The following is a 25,721-nucleotide window of genomic DNA, read 5'->3' as shown; positions in this document are numbered from 1 at the left end:
GGGGTTGGGTTCCTATTTACAGGCAGTGTGCCCCGTTCGCGTGCGAACGTCACACTTCGCCTTCAAAAACAAAGGCGGCCGGGCCGGTCATCCACAGCGTGTGGCCAGGGCCGTGCCATTCGATGGTGAGGCTGCCGCCGGGGAGTTCCACGGTGACGACGGGCGCGGCCATGCCCAGTGACTGGGCCACCGCCGCCGCCGCGCAGGCACCGGTCCCGCAGGCGCGGGTCCAGCCACTGCCGCGTTCATGCACGCGCAGGCGGATGCGATCGGGCCCAAGGCGCTGGGCAAAGCCGACGTTCACGCCCTCCGGGAAGGCCGGGTGCGCCGTGAGTGTCGGGCCGAGCAGATCGATCCGTGGATCGGCGAGGTCGTCGTCGAAGACCACCGCGTGCGGGTTGCCCATCGACACGGCGCCAAAGGAAATCCGCTCGCCGGCCACCTCGAGCGTGTAGGTGGCGGCCAGCAGTGGCGCACTGAAAGGAAGCGATGCCGGATCGAAATCCGGTTCGCCCATGTCGACCACCACGTGGCCTTCGTCGAGGACGCGCACCGTGACCGGGCCCGAGGGACTTTCCAGGCGCACGTCGGTGTCGCGCTCGATCACGCCATCGCGGAAGAGCCACGCGGCGACGCAGCGGACGCCATTGCCGCACTGGCCCGAAGGCGAGCCATCCGCATTCCAGATGCCGTAGTAGAACTCGCAGGAGGGATCGCGCGCGGGTTCGATGCTGATCAGCTGGTCGAAGCCGACGCCGGTGTGGCGATCGCCCAGCGCGGCGATGCGGGCCGCGTTGGGCGTTCGCCCCGCGTCCTCGCGCCAGTCCACGATGACGAAGTCGTTGCCGATCCCATGCATCTTGGTGAAGCGGTTCGGCATCGTCGTTACTGGTGGATAACGGAGTTGAACGGGGTGATGGTGCTGCTGGCCTTTGCGGGGCCGTCGACTGTCGAGGCACTGGCCGGATGCGCGCCTTGCGGGTTGGCCGTCGTGCCTGCCGCGGGCGGCGGAGGCAGGAACAGGTCACCCTTCTGGCCGCAACCGGAAAGCGCGGCGGAGACGGCAACGGCGATGGCGAACGGCAGGATCAGTCGGCGCATGGGCGATTCCCCGTAAACGGCGGCCAGTATAGCTCCGCGGTGCTCAGAGCGGCTTCTCGAAGCGCAGGGCGTCGGCGCCATCGGCGTAGTAGCGCACGTACTCACCGATGCTTCGGTAGCCAAGGCGTTCGTACAGGCGGATGGCCACGGCGTTGTCCTTGCGCACTTCGAGCCGGAGCGCGCGGCAGCCGCGCGAACGGGCCGTGTCCTCCGAGGTCTCGATCAGCGCCGATCCCACGCCCTTGCCCTGGGCCTGCGGCGTGGTGGCGAGGGAATACAGACGGGCGACCGTACTGCCCTTGCGGAAGAAGACCACGGCGGTGCCGAGGAAGCGACGATGGTTCGCACTGGCAACGAGCACCAGGGCGCTCTCGCTGTCCAGGTGCTTGCGGTACTGGGCACGGCTGAGCCGATCCTGCGCGAAGCTCGATTCCTCGAGGGCGACCAGATCGTCGAGATCGCTGACCTCGGCGCGACGAACGCGAACCGCAGCGGTTACCGGGGGTGGACGCATGCGCTTTGGGAACTCCGGCGCGAGGGGATGACGGCTGCGGAGCCGGACGGGGAGGATCGGCAAGCGCGGCACTGTAGACCTCGTGCCCGGGCCGATCAATGACTTTTTCATGAATTCGTTTAAACAGGCTTCATCGCTGGCGCTTGTGCGTCGCGGCACGGGAGGACCACACTGCGCCACCGACGAAACGAACGACTCCATGTGGGGTCGCAGTGCAGGTATTCGTCGTCTGTCGAGGTCTCATGAGCCGGCTCGTCATCGTCGTGGAAAAAGCCTCGGACTGGGGCTCGTACTACCCATCCGCCGATGTCGTCAGCGCCATGGACTACCTCCGTGAGCCGGTCGGTGGCGACGACGAGCGCACGCACGTCATCAATCTCTGCCGCAGCTACAAGTACCTGGGCACCGGCTACTACGTGTCCTTGCTGGCGGAAGCGCGTGGGCACAAAGTCATTCCGTCGGTGCGCACGGTGAACGACCTGCGCCGTCGTTCCCTTTACGGCCTGGATATCGACGACCTCAACCAGAAGCTGGCCAACTTCCTCCCGGCCGGTGGTCGCGACACCACCGACTTCGGCGTGCTGGTCTACTTTGGCGAGACCGCCTACGAAGACCTGCAGGATCTTGCGAGGCAGATCTTCGAGATGTTCCCCTGCCCGCTGATGCGCATCGAATTCGAGCGCGAACGCGTGTGGCAGGTCTCGTCGATCAAACCCGTGGGCCTGCACACGCTGGACGACGCCCAGGAAGACGCCTTCGCCCAGGCGCTGGACAAGTTTTCCAGGAAGCTCTGGCGCAAGCCCAAGGCGCGTCGCCGCTTCCGCTACGACATCGCCATGCTGGTCGACCCGAACGAGAGCATGCCCCCTTCGAACAAGAAGGCGCTGAAGCACTTCATCGAAGCCGGCAAGCACCTGGGCATCGAGGTCGATCCGATCGGCAAGAACGACTACCAGCGCCTTGCCGAATACGACGGCCTGTTCATCCGGGAAACCACGGCCAGCGACAACCACACCTACCGCTTCGCCCACCGTGCGGAGAAGGAAGGCATGGTGGTGATGGATGATCCGACATCGATCCTGCGTTGCACGAACAAGATCTTCCTTAACGACCTGATGGTCGCGCGCAAGCTCGCCACGCCGATCACCGAGATCATCTATCGCGACGACGCCAGGCGCGTGCGCGAACTCCCCGACCGTCTCGGCCTGCCCATCGTGCTGAAGATTCCGGACGGGTCGTTCTCGCGGGGTGTGGTCAAGGTGGAAACGCGCGAAGCGCTGGAGAAGGCGGCCGCCGAACTGTTCTCGCACAGCGCGTTGCTCATTGCGCAGGAATACCTCTACACCGAGTTCGACTGGCGTATCGGCGTGCTCAACCACGAGCCGCTCTATGCCTGCCAGTACTACATGTCGCGCGGGCACTGGCAGATCTACAACCATGGTGCCAAGGGCACGGCCAAGTCCGGTGGCTTCCGCACGGTGCCGGTGCGCGAGGCACCCACAGACATCGTCAAGCTGGCGCTGAAGGCGACACAGACCATCGGTGACAGTCTCTACGGCGTCGACCTCAAGCAGGTCGGCGACAAGTCCGTGGTGATCGAGGTCAACGACAATCCGTCGATCGATGCCGGCGTCGAGGACGGCTACCTCGGCGAGGACCTCTACCTGCGCATCATGCAGGAGTTCCTGCGTCGCCTCGAACTCAAGCGCCTCGGCATAAAAACCTGACGTTGGGTTGTTTGCCCCTTGTGGGAGCCGCCTCACTGTGGGAGCAGCTCTCAATGTGAGAGCCGCCTCAATGTGGGAGCCGCTTCAGCGGCGATGGGTGCTTGCCTCGACGTGGCCCGCTGCCGCGGGATCGCCGATTAATCGGCTCCCACATTCGCCGATCAATCGGCTCCCACATTCGCCGATTAATCGGCTCCCACAATGGCCGATTCGCGGAGGCTGGCCCACCACCTCAGCGGCGGAACAGGGTGGCCAGCAGCGACAACGGCAGCCCCGGCTTCATCGCCACCAGCACGCTGGCCGGTGCCAGCATCAACCAGAACGCCGGCGTCCAACCGAGCGCTTCGCTATGCGCCGAAAGCGGCGTCAACAGCAGGAGCAAGGTGCCCACTGCAAGCCAGGCCAGGGCGATCAGGGCGCGAATGCGGCGGGGCGAGAGCGTGTCGTTCATGGCGTAACTCCGGGAGGGGCATCGTTGGAGCTCAGGCTAGGTACCCCCCGTCTCAGGGATCGCGACCCGTTGACCCCTCCTTGATGCCCGGCCCCCCAGGCTGGGCTCATGAATCGACTCCCGCTGGGTTTCCTCCTCGCCGCTGGCATGGCGACCGCCGGCTGCGCTGCCGACGCCCCCCTGAAAACAGTGGGTCAGGTGGACCTGCCCCGGTACATGGGCACCTGGTACGTCATGGGCAACATTCCCAACTTCGCCGAGCGAGGCAAGGTGGCCACGGCGGACGAGTACACGCTGCGCCCCGACGGCCAGATCGACAACGTCTACCACTACCGCAAAGGCTTCGATCAGCCCGCGAAGACCTGGCACGGCAAGGCGTGGCTGCCCGACCCCAACGACGCCAGCCGCTGGAAGGTACAACTGCTGTGGCCGTTCCGCTCCGACTACATGATCCTCGCCCTGTCCGAGGACTACCGCGTCAGCATGGTCGGCCTGCCGTCGCGCAAGCTGCTGTGGATCATGTCGAAGGACCGGAGCGTGGACGATGCCGTTTACCAGCGCCTGCTCGAGGTCGCCCGCCAGCAAGGCTTCCCGGTTGAACAGATGCGCCGGGTGCCGCAGTCTTCCGACGATGTCGGCAAGCCCGGTTACCAGTAGGCAGCGTTAGAATTGACCTACCGGGCAGGTTCGGTCCGGCGTCGATCCAGGAGTACCCATGAGCGCTGAAGCGCACCGTTTTGCCGTGTTCGGTCATCCGATCGCGCATTCGTTGTCCCCGCAGATCCACCAGGCCTTCGCCGAACAACTCGGCATCCGCCTGAGCTACGAGACCATCGATGCCGCGCCGGACCAGTTCGAGCCGGCCATCCATCGCTTCTTCGCCGAAGGCGGTCTGGGCGCCAACGTGACCATGCCGCATAAGCTCGCCGCGCTCGAAGTGGCCCAGGAACGCTCGGAAGCGGCCGTTCGCGCCGGGGCGGCCAACACGCTCACCCCGCTGGTCGGCGGCAAGCTCCAGGCGCACAACACCGATGGCAGCGGCTTCGTCCGTGACATCACCGACCGCCATTCGCTGGACCTGCGTGGTCACGACGCCCTGCTCCTCGGCGCCGGCGGCGCGGCACGCGCCGTGGCCTGGGCGCTGATGGACGCGGGCGTGCAGACGCTCACCATCGTCAACCGCAGCCCCGAACGCGCCGACGAGCTCGCCGACGCCATCGGCGAGCCCGCCCGTTGCCACACGCGCTACTGGGACGACCTGAAGGGAAAGTGCTTCGACCTCGTCGTCAACGCCACCTCAATCGGCATCGTCGGTGGCACGTTTGACTTGCCGATGTCGATCCTGCAGGACCACAGCACCTGTTACGACCTCTGCTACGGCGCCGCCGCGGCGGACTTCAAGGGCTGGGCCACCGCAGCCGGCACGCGCTACTTCCGCGACGGCCTCGGCATGCTGGTCGAACAGGCCGCCGATGCGTTCGAGCGCTGGCACGGCACGCGGCCGGATACCGATCCCGTTTACAACCTGCTGCGCCAGAGGTTCTGACGCGAACCCGGCCATGACCATGTCGTTGTCTTGCCGCATGGGCTGCGGTGCCTGCTGCATCGCGCCCTCCATCAGCTCACCGATCCCCGGCATGCCCCACGGCAAGCCGGCGGGCATGCGCTGTGTGCAGCTGACCGACGACAACCGTTGCGCGATCTTCGGTCGACCGGAGCGGCCGAAGGTTTGCGGCGGGCTGCGGCCCGAGGCGGAGATGTGCGGACCGGATCGGGATTACGCCCTGGCCTGGATCACCGGGCTGGAACGGGCGACAGCGACCCACTGACGGTCGTCGTGACTCAAGGCAGCGTGGCGACACGTTGCGCCGGGCACGCATAGGTCGCCTGGTACTCATAGACAGTCTTCGGCGTGTCCTGCGCATCCGCCGGCACCTGCTTCGCCAGCACCAGTCGGATCGTATCCACGGCGGGCGCGCTACAGCGTTTGCGAGCCATGGCGATGCAAGGCTGGTCGGTGATCGTATCCGTCTGGCAGGACACGGCGATCGGCGCGACGGGCGGCGCGGACGCGACTTCTGCGGGCGCGGCGGCACAGCCTGCCAGCGCCAGTAGCGCGACGGTGGGCCATACGAGACGGAAAGTGACATTCATCGAAAGCTCCTTCTTGTCTCAATCTAGGCTGACGGTATGACCAGACCTTTTCAGCGAACCAGTTGGCGAATCCCTAGCGCGCCACCACGCGACACACACGGAAAGAACGGTGGTGATAGCGGTCCAATCGATAATGACGGGGCGGCCCGACGAGTGACGTTCAACTGTAGCGCGTTTCGGGCTGCGTCAGCGCTAACGGACGTACAGAAGTCCAAAACATATTGGACGAAACCACCGCTTAGGACAAAAACCCGGCAAAGACAACGTCATCACGATTTGAACCACCGTCAACCAGCCGTCATCTACAAGTAAACCGCGATACATGCGCAACCGCGACTCTCCCTGGTTTTACACCTCCAGGGGATCGACCCGATGACGTTCGCACGTGCTTCGCTCCGTCGCACCGCCCTCGCCACCGCGCTTGCACTGTCGCTGCACGCCGGTTTCGTCCACGCCGCCGACGACGACAAGGCCGCGCCTGCGGCGGATATCGCAGCGACGACCAAGGACGCGAAGCAGCTCGACGCCGTCTCGGTGATCGCGCCGGGCGAAACACGGCAGATCCAGAGTATCGGCGTCGAGGAGATCACAAAACAGCAGACGCCGGGTACCAGCGCGTTGAAGGCGCTCGATAAACTGCCAGGCGTGCAGTTCCAGTCCGCCGATCCCTGGGGCGCATACGAGTGGTCGACGCAGATCACCCTGCATGGTTTCGACCAGTCGCGCCTGGGCTTCACGCTCGACGGCATCCCGTTAGGCACGATGGGTTACGGCGTCACCGACGGCCTGCAAGTCACGCGAGCCATCACCACCGAGAACCTCGCTACCGTCGAACTCGCCCAGGGTGCAGGTGCGCTGGGCACCGCATCGAACACCAATCTCGGCGGCACGGTGCAGTTCTACTCGGCCGATCCGGACATGACGCCGGGCGTGCGCCTGAACCAGGTGCTCGGTTCGGATTCGACGCACCGCACCTTCGCACGCGTCGATTCGGGCGACTACCACGGCTTCTCCATGTATGTTTCGTTCGCCAACGCGGACACGGACAAGTGGAAGGGCTTCGGCGACCAGAAGTCGAACCAGGCGAACCTGAAAGCCCTGTACCAGTGGGGTGATGGCAATCGCATCAGCCTCTTTGTCGACAGCAGCAAGCGCAAGGAATACGACTACATGGATCTGTCCCTGACCAGCCAGCGTGCGCTGGGCTGGGATTGGGACTACCTGCAGCCGGACTGGAATTCGGCTGTGCAGATCGCCAACGCGCTAAACGGCAAGGGGCAGTATCCGGCCTCGCTCAATGCACTGCCCGCCGACTATGGCAAGGGCGACGCGACCTACTACGCAGGCGGCGGCATTCGTCGTGACACGCTTACCGGACTGTCGGGCTCGTTCAACCTCGGCGGTGCCACGCTCGATACCACGGGTTACTACCACGCCGACCGCGGTGAGGGTCAGTGGGCCACGCCGTACCAGGCGTCCTCGCCGACCGTGCCTATTTCGATGCGTACGACCGACTACGGGCTGGATCGCTACGGCATCACCTCGGCGCTCAAGTTCAGCCTCGGCAACAACGACATCGAGGTCGGCATCTGGGGCGAAGATTCGAACACCAACCAGGAGCGCAACTACTTCACGCTGAGTGGCCAGTACACGGCGCTGTACACGGTCTACAACGACCAGGATCCGTTCCTGCGAGCCTTCCTCCAGCATTACGAGACGAAGACGCGCATGGGTTACGCCGAGGACACGATCCACCTCCTCGACGACCAGTTGACGATCAACTTCGGCGCGAAGTCGTTGCGCGTGACTACCGATGCGACCTCGCTCGTGCCGACCACCGCATTCGCGCAGGGCCAGATGCGTGCGAAGAAGGGCTTCCTGCCTCAGGCCGGCATCGACTACAAGCTCGACGCCAACCAGGACATCTACGCCTCGTATGCGAAGAACATCTCCGCCTTCGGCATCACGCCGTTCAGCACGTCGCAGGCGGCGTTCGATGCAGCGAAGGACCACCTGAAGCCGGAGGAATCGCAGACCTGGCAGACCGGTTATCGTGCCCACGGCGAAACCTTCGAAGCCTCGCTGGGCCTGTTCTACACGCGCTTCGAGAATCGTCTGCTGGCGACGACGCCGTGCCCGGCAGTGGTGACGTGCGCCGCGTCGCTGAACAACGTGGGCGACGTGAAGAGCCGCGGCGCTGACGTGGCTTTCCTGTGGAAGCCGGTGCAGGGCCTGAGCTGGCTCAACTCGTTCTCGTACAACAACTCCAAATACCAGGACGACTACCAGAACGCTGGCACCGTACACACGGCAGGCAAGTACGTGGTCGGCGTACCGAAGACGATGTTCTCCAGCTCGGTGAGCTACGAGCTCGCTGGCTGGCGCGCGAACATCGAAGGCAAGTACACGGGTCGTCGTTACATCACTTACACCGACGACTCGTCCGTGCCCTCGTACTGGGTGGTCGATGCCGGACTGGCCTATGACATCGGCAATCTGTCGGTGCTGAAGGAGATGAGCATCGGCCTCAACGTGACCAACCTGCTCGACAAGCGCTACTTCGCCTCGACGGGCACGAACGGCTACGTCGCTTCCGATCCGAATGGCTACAACCAGACCTTGATGGCCGGTGCGCCGCGCCAGTACTTCGTGAACGTCAACGCGAAGTTCTGACCGCGGCACAGCAACGACAATCAGGCAAAGAAGACGACCAGCGCGGCGAGGGCGATCGCGACGACGTCCTCGACGATGGCGGCGGCACGGTCGCTGCGGAACGCGGCGGCCATCTTCGTGCGCATCGCCGAGCCACCAAGTGTGCCAAGGACGGCACCGATGGCGCCGGCGACCAGACCGATGACCAGGGCATCATGCGCGGCGCCGATGCAGGCGCCGGAAAGGGCACCCGTGACGACACGCGTTCCGAACTGGACCGGGCTCTTCCGGCTGGGCGTCGAAGGCAATTGGTCGGAGATGAGTTCGCCGAGTGCGGCAATGCCCAGGATCCAGGGCGTCCATGCGTAGCCCATGAAGGCAAGCGGGGTTCCCGCGAGCGCAAGGCTACCGAATCGGGCGGCGAACGCCACGGCAGCCGGTGCCATCATCGCGCGGAGGCCGGCAACGACGCCGATGAGAAGGGCAAGGACGAAGATCATGGGCATTCCTTTCCTGGGCAGTGCGGCCATTCAAGCGTGGCCGGGCGCGCATGGCTTGCCCAAACCTAGCGTGGCCGCAGGGCCGTGCAGGAAAGTGACGGACCGGCCCGATGGCCGGCCCGTCGTCATGCCTTACGGCGCGGAGACCACGCGGCGGCTACCCTGGAAGCGGTTCGCCGGGACGGTGTCCTGTTTGGCCAGTACCAGGGCTGTGCCCCAGGCATCGGCCACCTTGAACGAGGTGAAGCCGGAACCGGTTCCCTGCCACTCGAACACGCGGTTGTTGGCATTGCGCCAAAGCAGGTCGGCCATGCCGTCGCCGTCGAAGTCGCCGATGCTGGCCAGTGTGTAACCCGCCGGGATGGCACGGCTCTTCTTCGCGATGACCCGGAAGCTATCCAGCGTCCACCAACTGACCTGGGCATTGGCCGTATCGGTCCAGATCAGGTCGGTGGTGCCATTGCCGTCGATATCGCCGACGCCGTAAAGCGTCGCGCCTGCCGGCCGATCCGGCAAGGCATGGGCAACGAAGTTGCCCTGCTGGTCGGCGATCCACAGCGCCAGCGAGGTGTTGTCGGCGCGGGTCCAGACCAGGTCCGTGTAGCCGTCGCCGTTGGCATCGGCAAGGGTCGGCGTGGCACCGGCGACGCCATCGATCGGTGCGGATTCCGCGGTGACGATGATGTCGTTCTGCGTGGTCGGGTCCAGATCCAGCGACCACCAGACGATCTGCGAGGTTGCCGTGTCGAACCACACCAGCTTCTGTGTACCACTGGCGTCGTTGACTCCGGCGCCGAGCAGCTTCCACGTGGCGGAGACCGCATGGTTCACCACGAACGTGTAGTAGCCGCCGGTACCCGTCGACACCCAGACATTGACCTGGTTGTCGGCGCCGAGCAGGACGATCTCGCCGGATTTCAGCGAGAGTGCGTCAAGGCCCGGGATGAGATCGCCGAACGCGGCCACGCTGAGGCTGGGATCGATCGCCTGGGTTTCGTCATACAGGCTCACGGCACCTTTCATCGCCACCGAATGGAGCACGCCCTGGGTGGGATCGACATAGGCGAAGTCGCTATACCCGTCGTTGGTGAAAAGGTTGTTGAGTGAGAGGAAGTCCGCCGACGCGACATAACCGCGTTTGGCGGGTGCGCCCCAACCGAGGAACGCATCGACCAGGTTCGCCGCGTTGATCGTACCGAGGCCGGTCGCCATGCTGTAGCCGACATTGCTCTTCCATGCGGGCACCAGCGCGTTGGTGGTGGGATCGCCGCCCTCGACGATGCCGACGATGTTGTTGAGCTTGTGGCCCGTGTCGCAATTGGGCGTACCGGTACCGCAGGGCTGGACGATATCGCCTTCGGTGACGTTGTTGAACACGCAGTCCGTGCCGATCGTCGCGCCGTTGCTGGCGTTGCATGCCGTAAGCGTCTTCGTGTTCGGCGAGCCGACGGTGCCGAACTGGCGCGCGGCGATGCCATAGAACGCGGGGAGCACGTTGCCGCTGCGGTCACCGGCGGCTTGGTTGATCAACGTCTGCACGCCGGCCATCGCGGGTGCGGCGAACGAGGTGCCACCTGCCGAGTTGGCGAACACGTTGTCCGGATTGCTGAAATCGCAAGCCGTGCCACCGTTGTCCGCATCGGACATGCAGAACACCAGCGCATGGCCGAAGATGCCGTTCGCCGAGAACAGCGACACATCCGGCAGGGTTCGCGAGGTGTGATTGGTCGAGCCGTTCAGGCCGATCTGCTCTTCCGGCTGTGCGTATACGCCGCTGGGACCACCGCCACCGCCGCCGACCTGAAGGAAATCCTGCCCGCGTCCGACGCTGTCGTTGCACGCAGTGATGCCGTCCTTGTAGCCGAGCAGCGTGTAGAGATGGCTGCTGGCGCAGCTGTTGTTCCAGGTCATCTCCGGGATATAGCTGATCGCGGACTGGTAGTAGGGCAGGTTGGTCGCGGTCCAGTAAGTGGACTGCTGGCCACGGTCGTTGAAGTCCGTACCACCCACCGCCACCGAAGAGGGCGATGACGCCAGCCCGTTGACTGCGGCACCCGAGGTCGACCAGAACAAGGCACCCTGGTCGCACTGCGTGGAACCACCGTCGCCGGTGGAGACGAACACCGTGACACCTTCCGCCGCGGCGGATGACCAGATCGCATCGGCGACAAAGGCATCGCTGGCGTCGCCAGACTCGCACGCGCCGTAGCTCAGGCTCCAGACCGATGGTGGGAGAGCGCCGTCGGGACCGCCTTCAAGCAACCGCGCGGCTGCCATGAACGGGCCAAAGGTGGCGCCGCTGTCGGCACACGAGGCCAGCACGATATTCGCGTCTGGTGCTGCCGCGCCCGCCCATTCGGCGTCGAGCGCAGCTTCGCCTTCGTCGCCGTTCAATCCCGGATCGGCGCACGCGACGCCGCCGTCCAGCGGGTGCAAAATGCTGAAGCTGCCTTTCGCATCGGCCGGCAGGAATGCGTTGCGGAAGCGCGTCACGTCGTCCGCCTGAACGTTGGTGCGTTCCAGTACGACGACGGTCTCACCTGCGCCGCGTAATGCGTTGCGCCTGTCCCACAGCGACTTCACGTTGTAGACCTGGTTGAAATCGGCCGGGACCATGTCATACGTGATGTTGGGATCGCTCGTACCCGGTGGCACGGTGAACGCGGGCTTCGCCGCGTCGGCCGTGCTCCACTTGCCGTGCTTGCGATCGAACGTGCTGTGCATCGGTGCCGTGTGCTGCGGCTTCGGGAAGAAGTCATTCAGCGCCACACTGCGGATAACCGGCGAAAGTGACGCGGGAATGCGCGTCTGCGTGCTGTTGGCGAAATGCTTCTCGCCGTCCACCGTGTAGCGATGCAGCTGCGTGCCGAAGGCCTTCGCCACGGCGCTGGCAGGACCGGAGAACGTGATGCGCATGTGGTCGCTGGAAATGCCCGACACCGTCATGCCTTGCGAGCGCAGCCACTGCTGCACGGTTTTCACATCCTGCACCGACGGCCCGAAGCGATTGCCGAGCTGGGTGGCGGTCAGCCAATGATGAAAATCAGGCGATGCGGGGTTGTTGAGGCTCGACAGGTACGAGCGGAACGCCTTCTCATGGTCGTCGTCGCGTTTCAGTACCAGGGTGATGCCGCTAACGGTGTCGCCTGCCGACATGGCTCCGGCATCGAACCGGGCCATGGCGCTCCGCGGCGCGGTGCCGGGAAGTGCGAAGGTGGATGTGCTCTCCACCGTGGTGGTGACGCGAGCGGTAGTGCCGGGTTGCAGTGCGCGTGCCGCCTGCTGCAGATCGGTCGCCGCGGACGGTAACGACAGGACATAGCCTGCCGTCAGGCTCGCGAATGCGAGCCAGGGTTTGAACCTGCGTGACATTGTGATTACTCCCTTGCGTGAGTGCTGTATCCCCACCGAGCTCCCTTCACCAGGCTTCCCCCCTCAATGCCACGTCTTCAGGGCGATCAGTCGCGCCACCGTAGTCCTGTGTATCGCGACGAACCATGACCGCAGTCACATTTGGCCGTCTAAATGAGGTGCGTCACGCAAAAAACATGTCCGCTGTCATTCCATCACGCACGCAGGCGCGCCAACGGCAAGTTCTTGCGACCTTCCGATGACCGCAACGTCGCTGCAACATTTCGCCGCCAAGATGACAAGCCCGCTGGGGTCGTCCAACAGGGGGACGACCTGGTTGCGGGTGTGCCACGGAACCACCCCCCATGTCCCAGACACTCACCGCGGCGTTTCCCCGACGCACGGTTCTAGCTATTGCCGTCGGTGTGGCCGCGCTTGCGGTTATCGTCGGTGTCGTTGCGTTGCGCAGCCATCAGACGGCGTCATCCACGGATGCCTCGGGTACGGTGAGCGGCGATGCCAGCCCGTCGTCCGGGTCGGCCCCGGAAATCGATATTCTTCTCGGCCTGGCGCGCGATGCGACGAAGGAAGGCCGCCTGGTGGCGCCGCAGGGCAACAATGCCTACGAGTACTACCTCAGCGTCAGCCAGCTCGATCCTAAGAACGCGACGGCGCAGGACGCCTTGCGCGAAACGCTTCCGTTCGCCTCGCAGGAAATCGAACGACAGATCAATCGTCGCGAGCTGGAAGAGGCGCGCCGGGAGATCGCGCTGCTGCGCGACTACGATCCGACCAATTACACGCTGATCATCCTGGGCGCGAAGCTCGATGCCCAGCAACGGGTGGTTACGGCCGAAGACGAGGCGAAGGCTGACGCCATACGTCGGCGAAACGGCTAGGCGGGTTCAGGAAACGGCGGGTTTCGGGTGGTCATAGTTCAAGTGCGCGTAGGAAAAGCCCACGTGCAGGACCATCCCCAGGCAAGGAGCCTTATATGAAAACCGTTACCCGCATCCTGTCCCTCGCTGCACTCGCCCTCGCGCCACTCGGCGCCGCGCATGCCATGCAGCAATCGGCGTCACTCAGGTGCGGCATCGTCAACCCGACGGGCTTCGTGAACTACGTCGAGGAGCACAAGCCGACACTGGTCGAACTGAAGGCCGATTTCAGCTGCCTCACGATCATCATGCCGGGCCAGGCAACGACGCTGGAATACCGCCATGACAATAGCCGCTTCTACGCGAAGACCGACGAGTACGGTCGTATCGTCGGCGGCGGGTTCAACTAAGCGGTCCGGCGGTAGCGGTCCGCACCGCTACCGCCCTACGCGACCGCGTTCATGATCCGGTGGACCGCGCCGCGTCATAATCGGAGCTCTCCATCAGGCAAGGAGCCTCCCATGCATCGTCTCGCCATTCTCTTCTTCACCGCCGTGCTCGGTGGCGCCGCCCTCGTGGCATGCCAGACTTCGCCCCAGACCGCGCCAGCCGCCCCATCGAAGCCGACGGCGGGTTTCGTCACTGACATGAAGGCTTTCGATGCCTTTATCGCCACGAAGCCGACCCCTGAGCAATTCCACGTGGCCTATCCGGACGTCATGCTGGTCACCCCGGACATGATGACCACCCGGGAAATGCGCCAGAACAACAGCCGCTACTTCCCGAAGATGGACCCCGACGGCCACATCGTGGGCGGCTCGTTCATGTAATGCCCCACGGCGGGCATGGCGCGACAGACTAGAATCGCGCCATGCCTACCTCGATCCGGCCCTTCAAGGGCATCCTTCCCCGCCTTGGCGCGCGGGTCTATGTCGACCCCGCGGCCACCGTCATCGGTGACGTCGAACTCGGCGACGACGCCTCCGTCTGGCCCGGCGCCGTCGCCCGGGGTGACGTTCACCACATCCGCATCGGCGCCCGCAGCAACCTGCAGGATGGCGCGATCATCCACGTAACCCATGATGGGCCGTATACCCCCGGGGGCTTCCCGACGATCATCGGCGAGGATGTGACCATCGGCCACGGCGCAGTGATCCACGCCTGCACGATCGAGGACGGCTGCCTCATCGGTATGCACGCCACCGTGCTGGATGGCGCCGTTATCCGGAAGAACGGTTTCGTCGGCGCGGGAGCAGTGGTCCCGCCCGGCAAGGTCGTTGGCGAGCGAGAGCTGTGGCTGGGCAACCCGGCGAAGATGGTCAGGGTGCTCAGCGACGCGCAGGTGGCGCAGCTTTATTACTCGGCAGCCAACTACGTGCGCCTGAAAGACGACTACCTGGCTTGATTTGACCGGGCCGCGGCACCACGCTGGGCGCCTGACAGGAGATTACCGATGGACAGCAGCACCAATCCCCTTCTCGACCCCAACGGCCTGCCGGCGTTTTCGGCAATCCGCCCGGAACACATCGAGCCGGCCATCGACAGCCTGATCGCCGAGCAGCGCGCCGCCATCGAACGGATTGCCGCCGCCGACGCCGTAAGGGATTTCGACCACGTGATGTTGGCCCAGGAGCGCCTGGACCAGGTGCTGTCCCGTGCCTGGTCACCGGTCAGCCACCTGCATTCGGTGGCCGACTCCGAAGCCCTGCGCAAGGCCCATGGTGCGGCCGAAGAAAAGCTTACCGATCATGGGATTGAAGTCGGCCAGAACCGCGAACTGTACGCCGCCGTCCAGGCCGTGGCGGATCGCGGTGACTTCGCCGGGTTGCCTGTCGAGGCCCGCGCCGCCGTGGACCACGCCCTGCGGGACTTCCGCCTTTCGGGCGTAGCGCTGGAAGAGCCGGCCCGTAGCCGCTTCCGCGAGATCGGTGTGGAGCTTTCGAAGCTGACCACGGAGTTCTCGAACGCCGTGCTCGACGCCAGCGAAGCCTGGCGCAAGCACATCACCGATGAGCGTGATCTCGCCGGCATTCCGGCGTCCGGTCGCGCCGTGTTGCGTGAATACGCCCGCGAGGAATCGCTCGACGGCTTCCTGGTCACCCTGAAGCAGCCCAGCGTGCAAGCGGTGCTGACCTACGCGGAGAATCGCGACCTACGGGAAGCCGTGTACTACGCGTACCAGACCCGCGCCTCCGACCAGGGGCCGGACAAGGGCAAGTTCGACAACTCTGAGCGCATCGAGAAAATCGTCGCCCTACGCCACGAGGCCGCCCAACTGCTCGGTTTCGCCAATGCCGCCGAGGAATCGCTGGCGACCAAGATGGCTACCTCGCCGGACGTCGTGCTCGGCTTCCTTCGCGACCTGGCTGCCCGGGCCAAGCCCGTGGCGAAGAAGGAGCTGGAGGAATTGCGCCGCTTTGCCTCTGAAGAGCTGAAGCTGGACAACCTCGAGCCCTGGGATGTCGGGTTTGCGTCCGAGCGCCTCCGCCAGCAGCGTTATGCGCTGGACGAAGAGCAGATCAAGCCGTACTTCCCCGCGTCCGGCGCCATCGACGGCCTGTTCGCCGTGGTCGAGCGCCTCTATGGCGTCCGGTTCGCGCCTCGCGACGACGTCGATACCTGGCACAAGGATGTCCGCTTTTACGACGTGATGAACGCCGACGGCACGATTTTCGCCGGTGCCTATCTCGACCTCTACGCGCGCTCCGGCAAACGCGGTGGTGCATGGATGGACGTGTGCGAGTCGCGCTTCCGCGACGGCGAGCACCTGCAGTTGCCCATCGCTTTCCTGACCTGCAATTTCCCGCCGCCGACCGATGGCGCACCCGCGCTGCTGACCCACGACGACGTGCTTACCCTATTCCACGAATTCGGCCACGGTCTGCATCACATGCTGACCGAGGTCGATATTCCGTCGGTCGGTGGTATCGATGGCGTGGAATGGGATGCGGTGGAGCTGCCGAGCCAGTTCATGGAGAACTTCGCCTGGGATCGCGAGGCACTGCGCCTGTTCGCGAAGCACTACCAGACCGGCGAACCGCTTCCCGACGACCTCTACCAGCGGATGCTCAACGCGCGACATTTTCACGCCGGGCTGTTCCTCGTCCGTCAGCTGGAGTTCGCCCTCTTCGATTTCCGCCTGCACCTCGAATACGACCCTGCACGAGGCGCCCGTCCGCTCGACGTGCTCGAGCAGGTGCGCCACGAAGTGGCCGTCATGCACCCGCCGGCCTGGCAGCGTTTCCCGCACGCCTTCACCCACATCTTTGCCGGTGGATATTCGGCCGGCTACTACAGCTATCTGTGGGCCGAGGTGCTGTCGGCAGACGCGTTCGAGCCGTTCGAGGAAGCCGGCGTCCTGGACCGGGCGACCGGGCAGCGGTTCCGCGAGGAGATCCTCGCCGTAGGTGCCACGCGCCCGGCGCTGGCCTCGTTCAAGGCCTTCCGTGGTCGCGAGCCGCAGCCTGACGCTCTGCTCAAGAGCTACGGCCTGGTGGCCTGAGGCATCGGCCGCGCGGGCCGTCGCGCGGCCGTTCCTTTACAATGGCGCCATGAAGATCGCGTCGTGGAACGTCAATTCGCTGAAGGTCCGTCTGCCCCATCTCCAGCAATGGCTGGGTGAGGCGCAGCCGGACATCGTCGCGCTGCAGGAAACCAAGCTCACCGACGACAAGTTCCCCGCGGACGAAATCGCCGCCATGGGCTATCGCGTCGTGTTCTCCGGTCAGAAGACCTATAACGGCGTGGCCATCCTCGCGCGCGCCGAGCTGACCGATGTCGTCACCGACATCGAAGGCCTGGACGATCCGCAGCGTCGCATCCTGGCCGCTACCGTCGGCGATATCCGCGTCGTGAACCTTTACGTGGTGAACGGCAAGGCGTTGGGTGACGAGAAATACACCTACAAACTCCACTGGCTGGCGAAGGTCCGCGACTTCCTCGAGCAGCAGGTCGCGAAGTATCCGAAGCTCGTGGTGCTGGGCGATTTCAACATCTGCCGCGACGACCGGGACGTGTACGACCCCGTGGCCTGGGGCGAAGACATCTTCTGCTCGCCGCCCGAACGGGCCGCGCTTCAGGCGCTGTTCGATGTCGGCCTGCATGACAGTTTCCGCCTGTTCAACGAGGAAGCCGGTCTCTTCAGCTGGTGGGATTACCGCCAGGCGGCCTTCCGCCGCAACATGGGCCTGCGGATCGACCTCATCTTGATCAGCGATGCGCTCAAATCGTCGGTAACCTCGTCGATCATCGACAAGGCCCCGCGCAAGTGGGAGCAACCGTCCGACCACGCGCCCGTCGCGCTGGAGTTGATGCTTTGAACACACCCAAGTCCGAATGGCCCAGCTCGCTGGATGACGCCGAGCTCGAAGTCCTCGATACCTACCTGCGCGTGCATGGTGCGGAAGGGGACCTGATGCTCGACGGCCTGCACGGCCTGCTCTCGGCGATCGCCATCGGCCCGCTCGAAGTGAAGCCGGAAGAGTGGCTGCACGAGATCCTGCACGACGCCTTCGAGGACGAGAACGAGGGCAACCAGCTGCTCGCCCTGCTGGCCAAGCTCAACGATTCCATCAGCGCCGAGCTCGACGTGGATGCCTACGAACCCATCCTGGGTGAGATCGACACCGAGGACGGCCCGATGCTCTCCGCCGCCGGCTGGTGCGAAGGCTTCAGCCGCGGCATCGACATGCGCGCCACCTTGTGGGAAACGCGCCTGGCCGAAGACCCGAACCTCATGCAACTGCTCGGACCGATCATGGCGCTGGCCGTCGACGAGGGCGTGCTCCAGGCCGATGCCGAGTTCGAAAAGCTCACCGACGAGGAATACGACGAGTGCCTGGGCCAGCTGCCCGACGTGCTCAATGCGGTCGGCGAGTACTGGCGCCAGAATGCGCCGACCGAAGAGGAACTGGCAGCGATGACCCGCCCGCGTGTCGATGGCGAAGAAGGTCCGCCGCGCCAGCGCTCCGGCCACTGGGTGCATTGAGGCGCCGTTTTTCTGTAGGAGCCGATTCATCGGCGATTGGCGTCACCGCTCCGTTGGCCTTTCGCCGCTTAAGCGGCTCCCACATGTCCCTTTTCGCCGCTGAAGCGGCTCCTACGGGACAGATTGTTCACCGGGCGCGTCTTGGCCCCACCGTGATTTAGCGTCATCTTTGGTCGCATCAGCTACCGGAGACCCGTCATGACCCAACGAAGCATCGTCCGCCGCGTCCGCGGCATGGATACCGCCGACGGCGCCGGCGTGAAGCTCAAGCGCGTGATCGGACAGCCCGCCCTCGACATGCTCGATCCCTTCCTGCTGCTCGACGAATTTCGCTCCGATCAGCCTGGCGACTACATCGAAGGCTTTCCCGAGCACCCGCATCGCGGCTTCGAAACCGTGACCTACATGCTCGCCGGGCGTATGCAGCACGGCGACAACCACGGTAACCGCGGCGATCTCGGTCCTGGCAGCGTGCAATGGATGACCGCCGGGCGCGGCATCCTGCATTCGGAAATGCCGCAGCAGGAAGAAGGCCTGATGTGGGGCTTCCAGCTGTGGGTGAACCTGCCGGCGACGGACAAGATGGTCGAGCCGCGCTACCAGGACATCCCGCCGGGCGATATCCCGGTGGTGCATCCCGTCGATGGCGTGACCGTACGTGTCGTTGCCGGCGAACTGGCAGGTGCCAAGGGTCCGGTCTCGGCGGTGGCGACCGAGCCGGTCTACCTCGACATCGCACTGGACGCCGGTGCGCGTTTTGAACTCGACCTGCCGGAAGGCCATAGCGCCTTCGCTTATGTATTCGACGGCAAATCCGCCGTGGTCGCGGGCGAGTCGCTGGCGCGCAGTGAACTCGCTGTGCTGTCCAGGGGTGACAAAGTGAGCTTTGCCGCTGACGATGCGACGCGCGTGTTGCTCGTCGCCGGCCGGCCGCTGGCCGAGCCGGTTGCGCGCTACGGACCCTTCGTGATGAACACGCCTGCGCAGATCCATGAGGCGATCGCGGACTTTCGCGCGGGCAAGTTCTGACGCTGTCACGAGCACCATCGCCGATGAATCGGCTCCCACATGAGCCCGACCCCGCTCGTGTAGGAGCCGATTCATCGGCGATCCCGCGCCAGCGGGGCCTTCCGTACCTGAACAAGCGCGCGAAGTTCCCGACGGTGTTTAAGTCCCGGACGGGGAAGGGCCTTTACGATCGGGCCCATACGCATTCGCGAGGAAATGCATTTCCCATGCGCTTCATTCTCACCGTCGTGCCCATCACGGCAGCTCTCATCATCGCGGCGTGCTCGCCTTCCGCGCCGCCTGCACCAACGGCTGGCCCCACGCCCGAGGGGTCGGTAGCGAGCACGCCGGCACCGGGCAAGACCGCGCCCGCGAATCCCGCCCTCGGCTCACCCGAGTGGGTCGCGTGGGTCGACAAGACCCTTGCCATCAGTGATGACGGCCACGGCCCCAGGCCGGATACGCCGGCGTGGGACCAGGCTGTCAATACAAAGCTGGGCGAAGAGGCCCCTCAGGCGAAGCCGGGTTCGGCGGAGTGGCAGCAGGCCGTGGATGCGCTGCTACGAACCCGGGTAGCTACGCACTGATATAGACAGGTGGGAGCCGCTTCAGCGGCGAAAAGCCAACGGAGCGGCGACGCTGCACCGCCCGTCGCCGATGAATCGGCTCCCACAAGGAGCCTACAAGGCGGCTTTGAAGGTCCTGGCATCCGTTGGGACTTTCACTTCGCCTGATGGGAGCGACAGCACGAGGCCACCAGGAGGGTGGATGGGCTGGGTGATCGTCAGGGTGACCTGCTTGCCCTTCGCCGTGAGCGTGTAGCCGAGGCGTCCATACGGCGTGCGCAGGTCGCGGATGGCGATGCCCTCGCCCTTCAGCCAGTCCGGCTGCACGCCCGCCGCCAGGACCATGCTGCCGTCCGACTCGCGGTCGTAAGCGAACAGGTCGAGCGCCGAGCGCACATAGTCCGAGGCGATCCACGCGTGGGGCATGTCGCCAACGAAGCGCGGCTTGCGCGCGTCGTGACCGACGACTTCGGCCCACTGGTTCCAGGCCGCCGGCCGGCGGTCGGCGAAGAAGAAGGTGATCAGGTCGTTGACACGATCCCGCCAACCCAGCCGGACGAAGCTGGCTATCGTGCGTACTTCGTAAGGTGTGTAGTCCTCCCACGCGGTACGTCCGTCGCGACGCGCGACGAAACCTTGCCAGTACTTCTCGAAGGTCTGCTCGAGCAACGCTCTCGGCAGGCGCGCCTGTTCGCCGCCCGGGGACAGCGCGATGGTGGTGGAAGTAGCGTCGAAGTCACCGAGCTCGGCGGATCCTGGAATGAAGTCGATACCGTGGGCTTTCACCGCGGCGTCGATCGACGCATACAGGTCGTCGCGAAACTGATCGCGCGATGACGTGTATGCGGAGGCCTCGTCCGCATGGCCGAGCGCCGAAGCGAGTTCGACCGCATCGTCGTAACCCTTGAGCGCCCAGAAGTCGTCCCAGTACGAATGCATCGGTTTGGCCGAATAGCCCTCGTGGCTGATCGACGCCGGCATCAGGCCATAAAGCGCACGATCGGTTCCTTGCAGACGTGATGGCTGACGTTCACTCGCGCGCAGCAAATCCATATACGCAACGGCCTTCTCCACATGGGGCCACAACGCGTCCACCGTCGTGCGGTCGTGCGTGTAGCGCCAGAGCTCGGCCACGCTGAAGATCAACTCGCCCTGGCTGTCGTTCTCCGGCACGGGGTCGGAGCCGCGCGCGTCGACACAACAAGGCACCTTGCCGTTGGAGAACTGATGGGGCGCGTACCAGCGGATGAAGGCCGAGGCGACGTCTTCGTGGCCGGTACGTAGCAGCCCTTCGAGCATCATGGCGCCATCGCGGACCCAGGTGCGCGAATAGGAGCGCGTTCCGGGCTGCAGCGCGGGCCCATCGCGCGAAATGAGGATCTGCGCGATGCCACTCTTCATGGTATCGACGATCGGCTGGGCCGAGGTGGGCACCGTGATATCCACGCGATCGAGTTTGTCGCGCCACGCGGCGGCGACGGTATCGGCGTGCGACGCGAGCCACGCGGCTGGATCTGCCGGTGCGGTGACGACATCGGTCTGGTTCACCGGCACAACCACGCCAACATCGACGTGACCATGCGCGGGCACATGCAGGTCGTACAGCAAGGCACCCTGTGCGAAGCCCGCGTCGTCGTGCAGCTGCTTTGTCACCGGCCGCTCGCCGCCGTCCAGCCGTTCGCTGAGCGTCTTCGGCTGATTGGCACTGGCGACGAACGCCGTGGTCGGCTGCAAGGGCACGACCTTGCGCATCCCGTTCACGGTCAACACATGACCGTCCCAGGCGAGGTCGTGTATCGGGCTGGTGCCGCCGGGTGCATTAAGGAACTGCGTGGGCGGATTGACCTGGAACGGCCGGGCGGCGAGCGCCAGGGTGATGTCGCGCGGCGTATCGCTCTCGTTCGTGACCCGATAGCTCACCACCAACTGTGAGTCACCCGCCGGACCCTGCGCGAATGCCGTGGTATCCAGTGTCAGCCCATCGGTAGCCCACCTCACCGAGGGTATGGGCAAGTAGCGGTCGCGTAGTGATTGCGTCGTCGTGACGTCCGCCCAGGTGACCAGCTTGCCGCCCTCGATCAGGAACGGCTCGATGGAGAAGCCGCCACGTACGATCTCCACGGCGCCGTCTTCGGAGATCAGTGCCGAATCGCGACTGCCGCCATCGACGCCGACAATCGTCCAATACGACTGCTCTCCCGAGAAGCCACGTGGATACAGCCCGCGGCGAACCTGCTTCGCGCGAGCCTCGAACACGGCATTCGGCGTCGGCGGCGCCACGGCCACCGCGCCTGGCTTGCGCGGCGTAAGACGGAGATTGTCGAAGCACACTTCACCGCGATTCGCGGCCTGCGAAGGCTGTGCCTCCGCGTAGACCACGAATTCGATATCGCGCGTGTGACGGAGTGTGCGGTCCTTCACGGGCCCCCAGGCAAACTCGACCTGCCGGCTCGTCGCCTCGACAGTCTTCCACGCCTGGCCCGGCGTGAAGTGGGGCTGCTGGAACCACCAGACATTGTCGCCGCTATCGTCAATCAGTTTCAGCTGCAGGGTGTTCGGCGGCATGTTGCCGCGCACGTCGAAGCTCAAGGCGAAGCCATCGGGATAATCGACGGGAAGCGTCTTGCGGATCGACGCGGCACCGGACACGCCGTTGAAATCGTAGGTGAGGCAAAGTGCCTGGCCCGTCCGTCCCGGTACGACGCGCAGCGCAGCCGATACGTCGTCGGTATGCGTCGCCGACCATCCCGTCGTCGCGTCGAAGCTGTCGAGTGTGCGTGCCTTGTCCACGGCAAACGTAGGCATGGCGATGAGGCAAGCCACGACGGCCAGCGTGAGTGAAACACAACGCGACATACGAGTTATCCCTTGACGCTGCCCATCAACAGGCCTTCGAGGTAGTACCGCTGCAGGGCGAGGAAAAGCACGAGCACCGGCAGGATGGTGACCACCGAGCCGGCCATCATCAGCTCGCTGTCCTGCACGTGTTCGCGCGACAGGGAAGCGAGTGCGATCGGCAGGGTGTAGTGCTCCTGCCCGGTCAGTGCGATCAACGGCCACATGAAGTCGTTCCACGCGGCGAGGAAGGTGAAGATGGCCAGGGTGACCATGATCGGCTTCAGCAGCGGCATGACGATGGTGGCGAAGATACGGAATTCGCCGGCGCCGTCGATGCGCGCCGCCTCCATCAGGTCGTCCGGAATACCGCTGGCGTACTGGCGCACGAGGAAGATGCCGAAGATGGTCGCCAGCGCCGGCACGATCACCGCGCCATAGGTATTCACCAGGCCCATGTACTTCAGCAGCAGGAACAGCGGCAACATGGCGACCTGCGCTGGAATGACCAGCGCACCGAGCAGCACCTGGAAGATCCGCTGGCGCCCTTTGAACTCCAGTTTGGCGAAGGCATAACCGGCCATGAGGTTGAAGGCGAGCGAAACCACCGTGATCGCCGTGGAGATCAACAGGCTGTTGACCAGGTAGCGACCCATGCCGGCATTGAGGAACAGCTCGCGATAGTTGGCGAGGGTCGGATGCGTCGGCAGGACCGGCGGCGGCAACGCACTGGCCTCGCCCTGTGGCATGAACGATACGGACAGCATGTACAGCAGCGGCGCGATGGCGATCGCGGCGGCGCCGATCAGCAGGCCATGGATGAGGGCTTTGGCCAGGCGCGGGCTCATGCCTTTTCTCCTTGCCGCGACAGGCGCAGCATCGTCGCGGTGACCGCGAACATGATGACGAACAGGATAAAGGCCACGGCCGAGGCCGAGCCCAGGTTCCACCACTTGAAGCCCTCTTCGTACATCAGGTACAGCACGGAGGTGGTGCTCTGCAGAGGACCGCCCTCGGTCATCACGTACGGTTCGGCGAACAACTGGAAGTAACCGGACACGGTGAGGATGCTGACCATCAGCATGGTCGGCTTGAGCATGGGCAGCGTGATGTGGCGGAACTGCGCGAAGGCCGAGGCACCATCGATGCGCGCAGCTTCGTAGAGGTCGCCCGGAATAGCCTGCAGGCCGGCCATGAAGATGATCATGTTGTAGCCGAAGTTCTTCCACACGGCGAACAGGATGATCGTCGGCATGGCCCAGTGCGGATCACCCAGCCAGTCCACGGTCGGCATGCCGATCGAATCGAGTGCGTAGTTGACCAGGCCGTACTTGGTGTTGAACAGGTAACGCCAGATCACCGCGACGGCGACCACGGTCGTTACCACCGGTGCGAACAGTGCCGTGCGGAAGAACGGTTTGAAGCGCGCGAGCGGCGAATTGAGCAGCATCGCCGCGCCGAGCGAGGCGAAAAGCGACAGCGGCACACCGACTACTACGAAGTACACCGTGTGCCCGAGCGCCGACCAGAACAGCGGACGCTGCAGCAGCTGCCAGTAGTTCTGCAGGGCGACGAACCGGAGGTTGCGGATATCTGCCAGCGCATAAAGGTCGTAATCGGTCACCGAGAGGATCAGCGCCGCGATCACCGGCAGCAGGAAGAACAGGCCGAGGATGATTAGCGCAGGCGTGATGAACAGCCAGGCGGCGCGGGAAGTGTTCATGGCGATGCCTTATGGCCGTGGTCGAGCATCCAGCGACGCTTTTCAAGCAGACGATCCGCGCGGCGATCGATCTCGGCCGCGGCGTCATCGATGGTGATATCGCCGTGCGCGGCCTGCGCAGCGACGAGCTGCATCTCGGTGACGATGCGCTCCCACTCCGCGACCTGCGGCGTGGGCTTCACGCGCTCGAGCTGCTCGCGGAACGCGGCGGCCTTGTCGTCGCCGCGCAGCGCAGGTGCTTCCCACGAAGAACGACGCGGCGGCATGTCGCCGAGGATCTGGTAGAAGCGCTCCTGGATAGCAGGGCGCGAGAGGAATTCGATAAGCGCCCAGGCATCGTCCTTGTGCTTCGACGCACGGAAGATCACCAGGCTGGAGCCGCCTGCGTTCGAAGCACCGGGGCCATTCGGACCGGGCAATGGCGTGGTCGCCCAATCGCCTTGCTGTTCGGGCGGGAGGCGCTTGCGGAACTCGCCGATATTCCAGGGACCCGACAGATAGAACGTATAGAAGCCCTGGCCGAACGCAGCCCACGGGTTACCGACACCGACATTGGTCATCATCGGCGCCTGCCTGTTCTTGAATAGCGATACGTAGAAGGTCAACGCCTTCTTGAAGCCGGCACTGCGAAAATTGCCATAGCGGCCGTCGTCGCGCAGCAAAGGGTCGTCCTGCTGCAGGGAAAGCGCCAGAAGCTGTTCGAACTCGTTGGTCGGCAGCAACACGCCGAAGGTCTTGCCGGGAGGCTGCGACAGCTTCGCCATCATCGCCTGCCATTCGTTCCAGTCACGTGGCGGGTGGTCGTAGCCAACCCTGGCCAGGAGATCCTTGCGATAGAACAACAGGCGTGTATCGACATACCAGGGCACGCCGTAGAGCTTGCCGTCGATGACGTTGGTCGACCAGATGGCGGGAAAGTAATCGTTCTTGTCGACGACCTTCGATGCGGCGACGCGTGCATCGAGCGGTTCGATGGCGTCCAGCGCCACCAGTTCCGGCACCCAGGTGTTGCCGAGCTGGGTGATGTCCGGTGTGGAATCACCCGCATAGGCGGTGAGCAGCTTCTGGTGGGCCGCCGTGAGCGGCAGCTGCTGCACGGATACGTGCAGGCCCGGATGCTCGCGCTCGAACTCCGGCAGCAGTTTCTCCACCGCCTCGCCTTCGCGTCCGATGGTCCAGAACTGCAGGGTTCGCGTGCCCTCGTCCTGTTTTGCGCAGCCGGTCACCGTGGCGCTGGCAAGCGCCAGCGCCATGGTGGTCCGGAACATACGGGT

At 64.7% G+C, this 25,721-nt stretch carries 25 protein-coding genes; 14 read left to right on the top strand and 11 right to left on the bottom strand.

The window, feature by feature from the left end; genetic code table 11:
- Nucleotides 1–49 precede the first annotated feature (49 nt).
- Genes dapF through C8J98_RS13150 form a run of 3 tightly spaced genes read right to left on the bottom strand, consistent with a single transcriptional unit; the run spans nt 50 to nt 1,615 of the window.
- A complete protein-coding gene (gene dapF, locus C8J98_RS13160) occupies nt 50–880 on the bottom strand; it encodes a diaminopimelate epimerase (RefSeq protein WP_107913644.1) in 831 nt (276 codons plus the stop codon).
- A gap of 5 nt (nt 881–885) precedes the next feature.
- Nucleotides 886–1,101, bottom strand: coding sequence for a lipoprotein (locus C8J98_RS13155; protein WP_107913643.1), 216 nt, complete (start codon nt 1,099–1,101; stop codon nt 886–888).
- A 43-nt stretch (nt 1,102–1,144) separates the two neighbouring features.
- On the bottom strand, nt 1,145–1,615 hold the full coding sequence (locus C8J98_RS13150) for a GNAT family N-acetyltransferase (protein ID WP_107913642.1): 471 nt from the start codon (nt 1,613–1,615) through the stop codon (nt 1,145–1,147).
- Between the two features lie 242 nt (nt 1,616–1,857).
- Here C8J98_RS13150 and C8J98_RS13145 point away from each other — a divergent pair, with 242 nt between their 5' ends.
- A complete protein-coding gene (locus C8J98_RS13145; RefSeq protein WP_107913641.1) occupies nt 1,858–3,342 on the top strand; it encodes a RimK family protein in 1,485 nt (494 codons plus the stop codon).
- A 232-nt stretch (nt 3,343–3,574) separates the two neighbouring features.
- Here C8J98_RS13145 and C8J98_RS13140 read toward each other — a convergent pair whose 3' ends face one another.
- Nucleotides 3,575–3,793, bottom strand: a complete 219-nt coding sequence (locus tag C8J98_RS13140; RefSeq protein ID WP_107913640.1) for a hypothetical protein — start codon at nt 3,791–3,793, stop codon at nt 3,575–3,577.
- Nucleotides 3,794–3,901: 108 nt separating this feature from the next.
- On the opposite strand from C8J98_RS13140, the gene C8J98_RS13135 reads away from it, so the two are divergent.
- Genes C8J98_RS13135 through C8J98_RS13125 form a run of 3 tightly spaced genes read left to right on the top strand, consistent with a single transcriptional unit; the run spans nt 3,902 to nt 5,622 of the window.
- Nucleotides 3,902–4,450: a lipocalin family protein gene (locus C8J98_RS13135; protein WP_107913639.1), complete on the top strand. Its 549-nt coding sequence runs from the start codon at nt 3,902–3,904 to the stop codon at nt 4,448–4,450.
- A gap of 58 nt (nt 4,451–4,508) precedes the next feature.
- Nucleotides 4,509–5,339: a shikimate dehydrogenase gene (gene aroE, locus C8J98_RS13130; RefSeq protein ID WP_107913638.1), complete on the top strand. Its 831-nt coding sequence runs from the start codon at nt 4,509–4,511 to the stop codon at nt 5,337–5,339.
- Between the two features lie 13 nt (nt 5,340–5,352).
- Nucleotides 5,353–5,622: a YkgJ family cysteine cluster protein gene (locus tag C8J98_RS13125; protein ID WP_107913637.1), complete on the top strand. Its 270-nt coding sequence runs from the start codon at nt 5,353–5,355 to the stop codon at nt 5,620–5,622.
- 13 nt (nt 5,623–5,635) lie between these two features.
- Here C8J98_RS13125 and C8J98_RS13120 read toward each other — a convergent pair whose 3' ends face one another.
- Complete coding sequence (locus C8J98_RS13120) at nt 5,636–5,947, bottom strand: hypothetical protein (RefSeq protein WP_107913636.1); 312 nt, start codon at nt 5,945–5,947, stop codon at nt 5,636–5,638.
- A 372-nt stretch (nt 5,948–6,319) separates the two neighbouring features.
- Between C8J98_RS13120 and C8J98_RS13115 the strand changes: the two genes are divergently transcribed.
- Nucleotides 6,320–8,620, top strand: coding sequence for a TonB-dependent receptor (locus tag C8J98_RS13115; protein ID WP_107913635.1), 2,301 nt, complete (start codon nt 6,320–6,322; stop codon nt 8,618–8,620).
- Between the two features lie 20 nt (nt 8,621–8,640).
- On the opposite strand, the gene C8J98_RS13110 is transcribed toward C8J98_RS13115, so the two are convergent.
- Both C8J98_RS13110 and C8J98_RS13105 read right to left on the bottom strand, forming a co-directional pair.
- Complete coding sequence (locus C8J98_RS13110) at nt 8,641–9,099, bottom strand: DUF4126 domain-containing protein (protein ID WP_107913634.1); 459 nt, start codon at nt 9,097–9,099, stop codon at nt 8,641–8,643.
- Nucleotides 9,100–9,231: 132 nt separating this feature from the next.
- Complete coding sequence (locus C8J98_RS13105) at nt 9,232–12,471, bottom strand: protease pro-enzyme activation domain-containing protein (RefSeq protein WP_107913633.1); 3,240 nt, start codon at nt 12,469–12,471, stop codon at nt 9,232–9,234.
- A gap of 344 nt (nt 12,472–12,815) precedes the next feature.
- On the opposite strand from C8J98_RS13105, the gene C8J98_RS13100 reads away from it, so the two are divergent.
- The 9 genes from C8J98_RS13100 (at nt 12,816) to C8J98_RS13060 (ending at nt 19,910) form a co-directional block, all read left to right on the top strand.
- Nucleotides 12,816–13,349 (top strand): energy transducer TonB, encoded by a 534-nt coding sequence (locus C8J98_RS13100; RefSeq protein ID WP_233260227.1) that lies wholly within the window; start codon nt 12,816–12,818, stop codon nt 13,347–13,349.
- Nucleotides 13,350–13,444: 95 nt separating this feature from the next.
- A complete protein-coding gene (locus C8J98_RS13095) occupies nt 13,445–13,738 on the top strand; it encodes a hypothetical protein (protein WP_107913632.1) in 294 nt (97 codons plus the stop codon).
- A gap of 111 nt (nt 13,739–13,849) precedes the next feature.
- A complete protein-coding gene (locus tag C8J98_RS13090) occupies nt 13,850–14,158 on the top strand; it encodes a hypothetical protein (protein WP_107913631.1) in 309 nt (102 codons plus the stop codon).
- 41 nt (nt 14,159–14,199) lie between these two features.
- On the top strand, nt 14,200–14,733 hold the full coding sequence (locus C8J98_RS13085) for a gamma carbonic anhydrase family protein (RefSeq protein ID WP_107913630.1): 534 nt from the start codon (nt 14,200–14,202) through the stop codon (nt 14,731–14,733).
- A gap of 48 nt (nt 14,734–14,781) precedes the next feature.
- Nucleotides 14,782–16,830, top strand: coding sequence for a M3 family metallopeptidase (locus C8J98_RS13080; RefSeq protein WP_107913629.1), 2,049 nt, complete (start codon nt 14,782–14,784; stop codon nt 16,828–16,830).
- Between the two features lie 49 nt (nt 16,831–16,879).
- Nucleotides 16,880–17,647 carry an exodeoxyribonuclease III gene (gene xth / locus C8J98_RS13075; RefSeq protein ID WP_107913628.1) on the top strand — a complete coding sequence of 256 codons (768 nt, stop codon included), beginning with the start codon at nt 16,880–16,882 and terminating at the stop codon, nt 17,645–17,647.
- On the top strand, nt 17,644–18,315 hold the full coding sequence (locus tag C8J98_RS13070; protein ID WP_107913627.1) for a YecA family protein: 672 nt from the start codon (nt 17,644–17,646) through the stop codon (nt 18,313–18,315). Before xth ends, C8J98_RS13070 begins: the two co-directional genes overlap by 4 nt.
- Nucleotides 18,316–18,513: 198 nt before the next feature.
- Nucleotides 18,514–19,344 carry a pirin family protein gene (locus C8J98_RS13065; protein WP_107913626.1) on the top strand — a complete coding sequence of 277 codons (831 nt, stop codon included), beginning with the start codon at nt 18,514–18,516 and terminating at the stop codon, nt 19,342–19,344.
- A 206-nt stretch (nt 19,345–19,550) separates the two neighbouring features.
- The gene (locus C8J98_RS13060; RefSeq protein WP_107913625.1) at nt 19,551–19,910 is read left to right on the top strand and encodes a hypothetical protein; all 360 of its coding nucleotides are present in this window, start codon (nt 19,551–19,553) and stop codon (nt 19,908–19,910) included.
- Nucleotides 19,911–20,003: 93 nt separating this feature from the next.
- Here the strand turns inward: C8J98_RS13060 and C8J98_RS13055 are convergent, their stop codons facing one another.
- The 4 genes from C8J98_RS13055 to C8J98_RS13040 are packed head-to-tail and all read right to left on the bottom strand — an operon-like array spanning nt 20,004 to nt 25,700.
- Nucleotides 20,004–22,745 carry a carbohydrate binding domain-containing protein gene (locus C8J98_RS13055; RefSeq protein WP_107913624.1) on the bottom strand — a complete coding sequence of 914 codons (2,742 nt, stop codon included), beginning with the start codon at nt 22,743–22,745 and terminating at the stop codon, nt 20,004–20,006.
- Between the two features lie 5 nt (nt 22,746–22,750).
- Nucleotides 22,751–23,572 (bottom strand): carbohydrate ABC transporter permease, encoded by an 822-nt coding sequence (locus C8J98_RS13050; RefSeq protein WP_107913623.1) that lies wholly within the window; start codon nt 23,570–23,572, stop codon nt 22,751–22,753.
- Complete coding sequence (locus C8J98_RS13045) at nt 23,569–24,447, bottom strand: sugar ABC transporter permease (RefSeq protein WP_046968075.1); 879 nt, start codon at nt 24,445–24,447, stop codon at nt 23,569–23,571. The genes C8J98_RS13050 and C8J98_RS13045 overlap by 4 nt, the downstream gene beginning before the upstream one ends.
- Nucleotides 24,444–25,700: a sugar ABC transporter substrate-binding protein gene (locus C8J98_RS13040; RefSeq protein WP_233260238.1), complete on the bottom strand. Its 1,257-nt coding sequence runs from the start codon at nt 25,698–25,700 to the stop codon at nt 24,444–24,446. Before C8J98_RS13040 ends, C8J98_RS13045 begins: the two co-directional genes overlap by 4 nt.
- Between the last annotated feature and the right edge of the window lie 21 nt (nt 25,701–25,721).

This window comes from Luteibacter sp. OK325, from assembly GCF_003050935.1.
Taxonomy (GTDB): Bacteria; Pseudomonadota; Gammaproteobacteria; order Xanthomonadales; family Rhodanobacteraceae; genus Luteibacter.
Note: the sequence above shows the minus strand (reverse complement) of the source record. Positions and strands in the feature narration are given on the sequence as shown.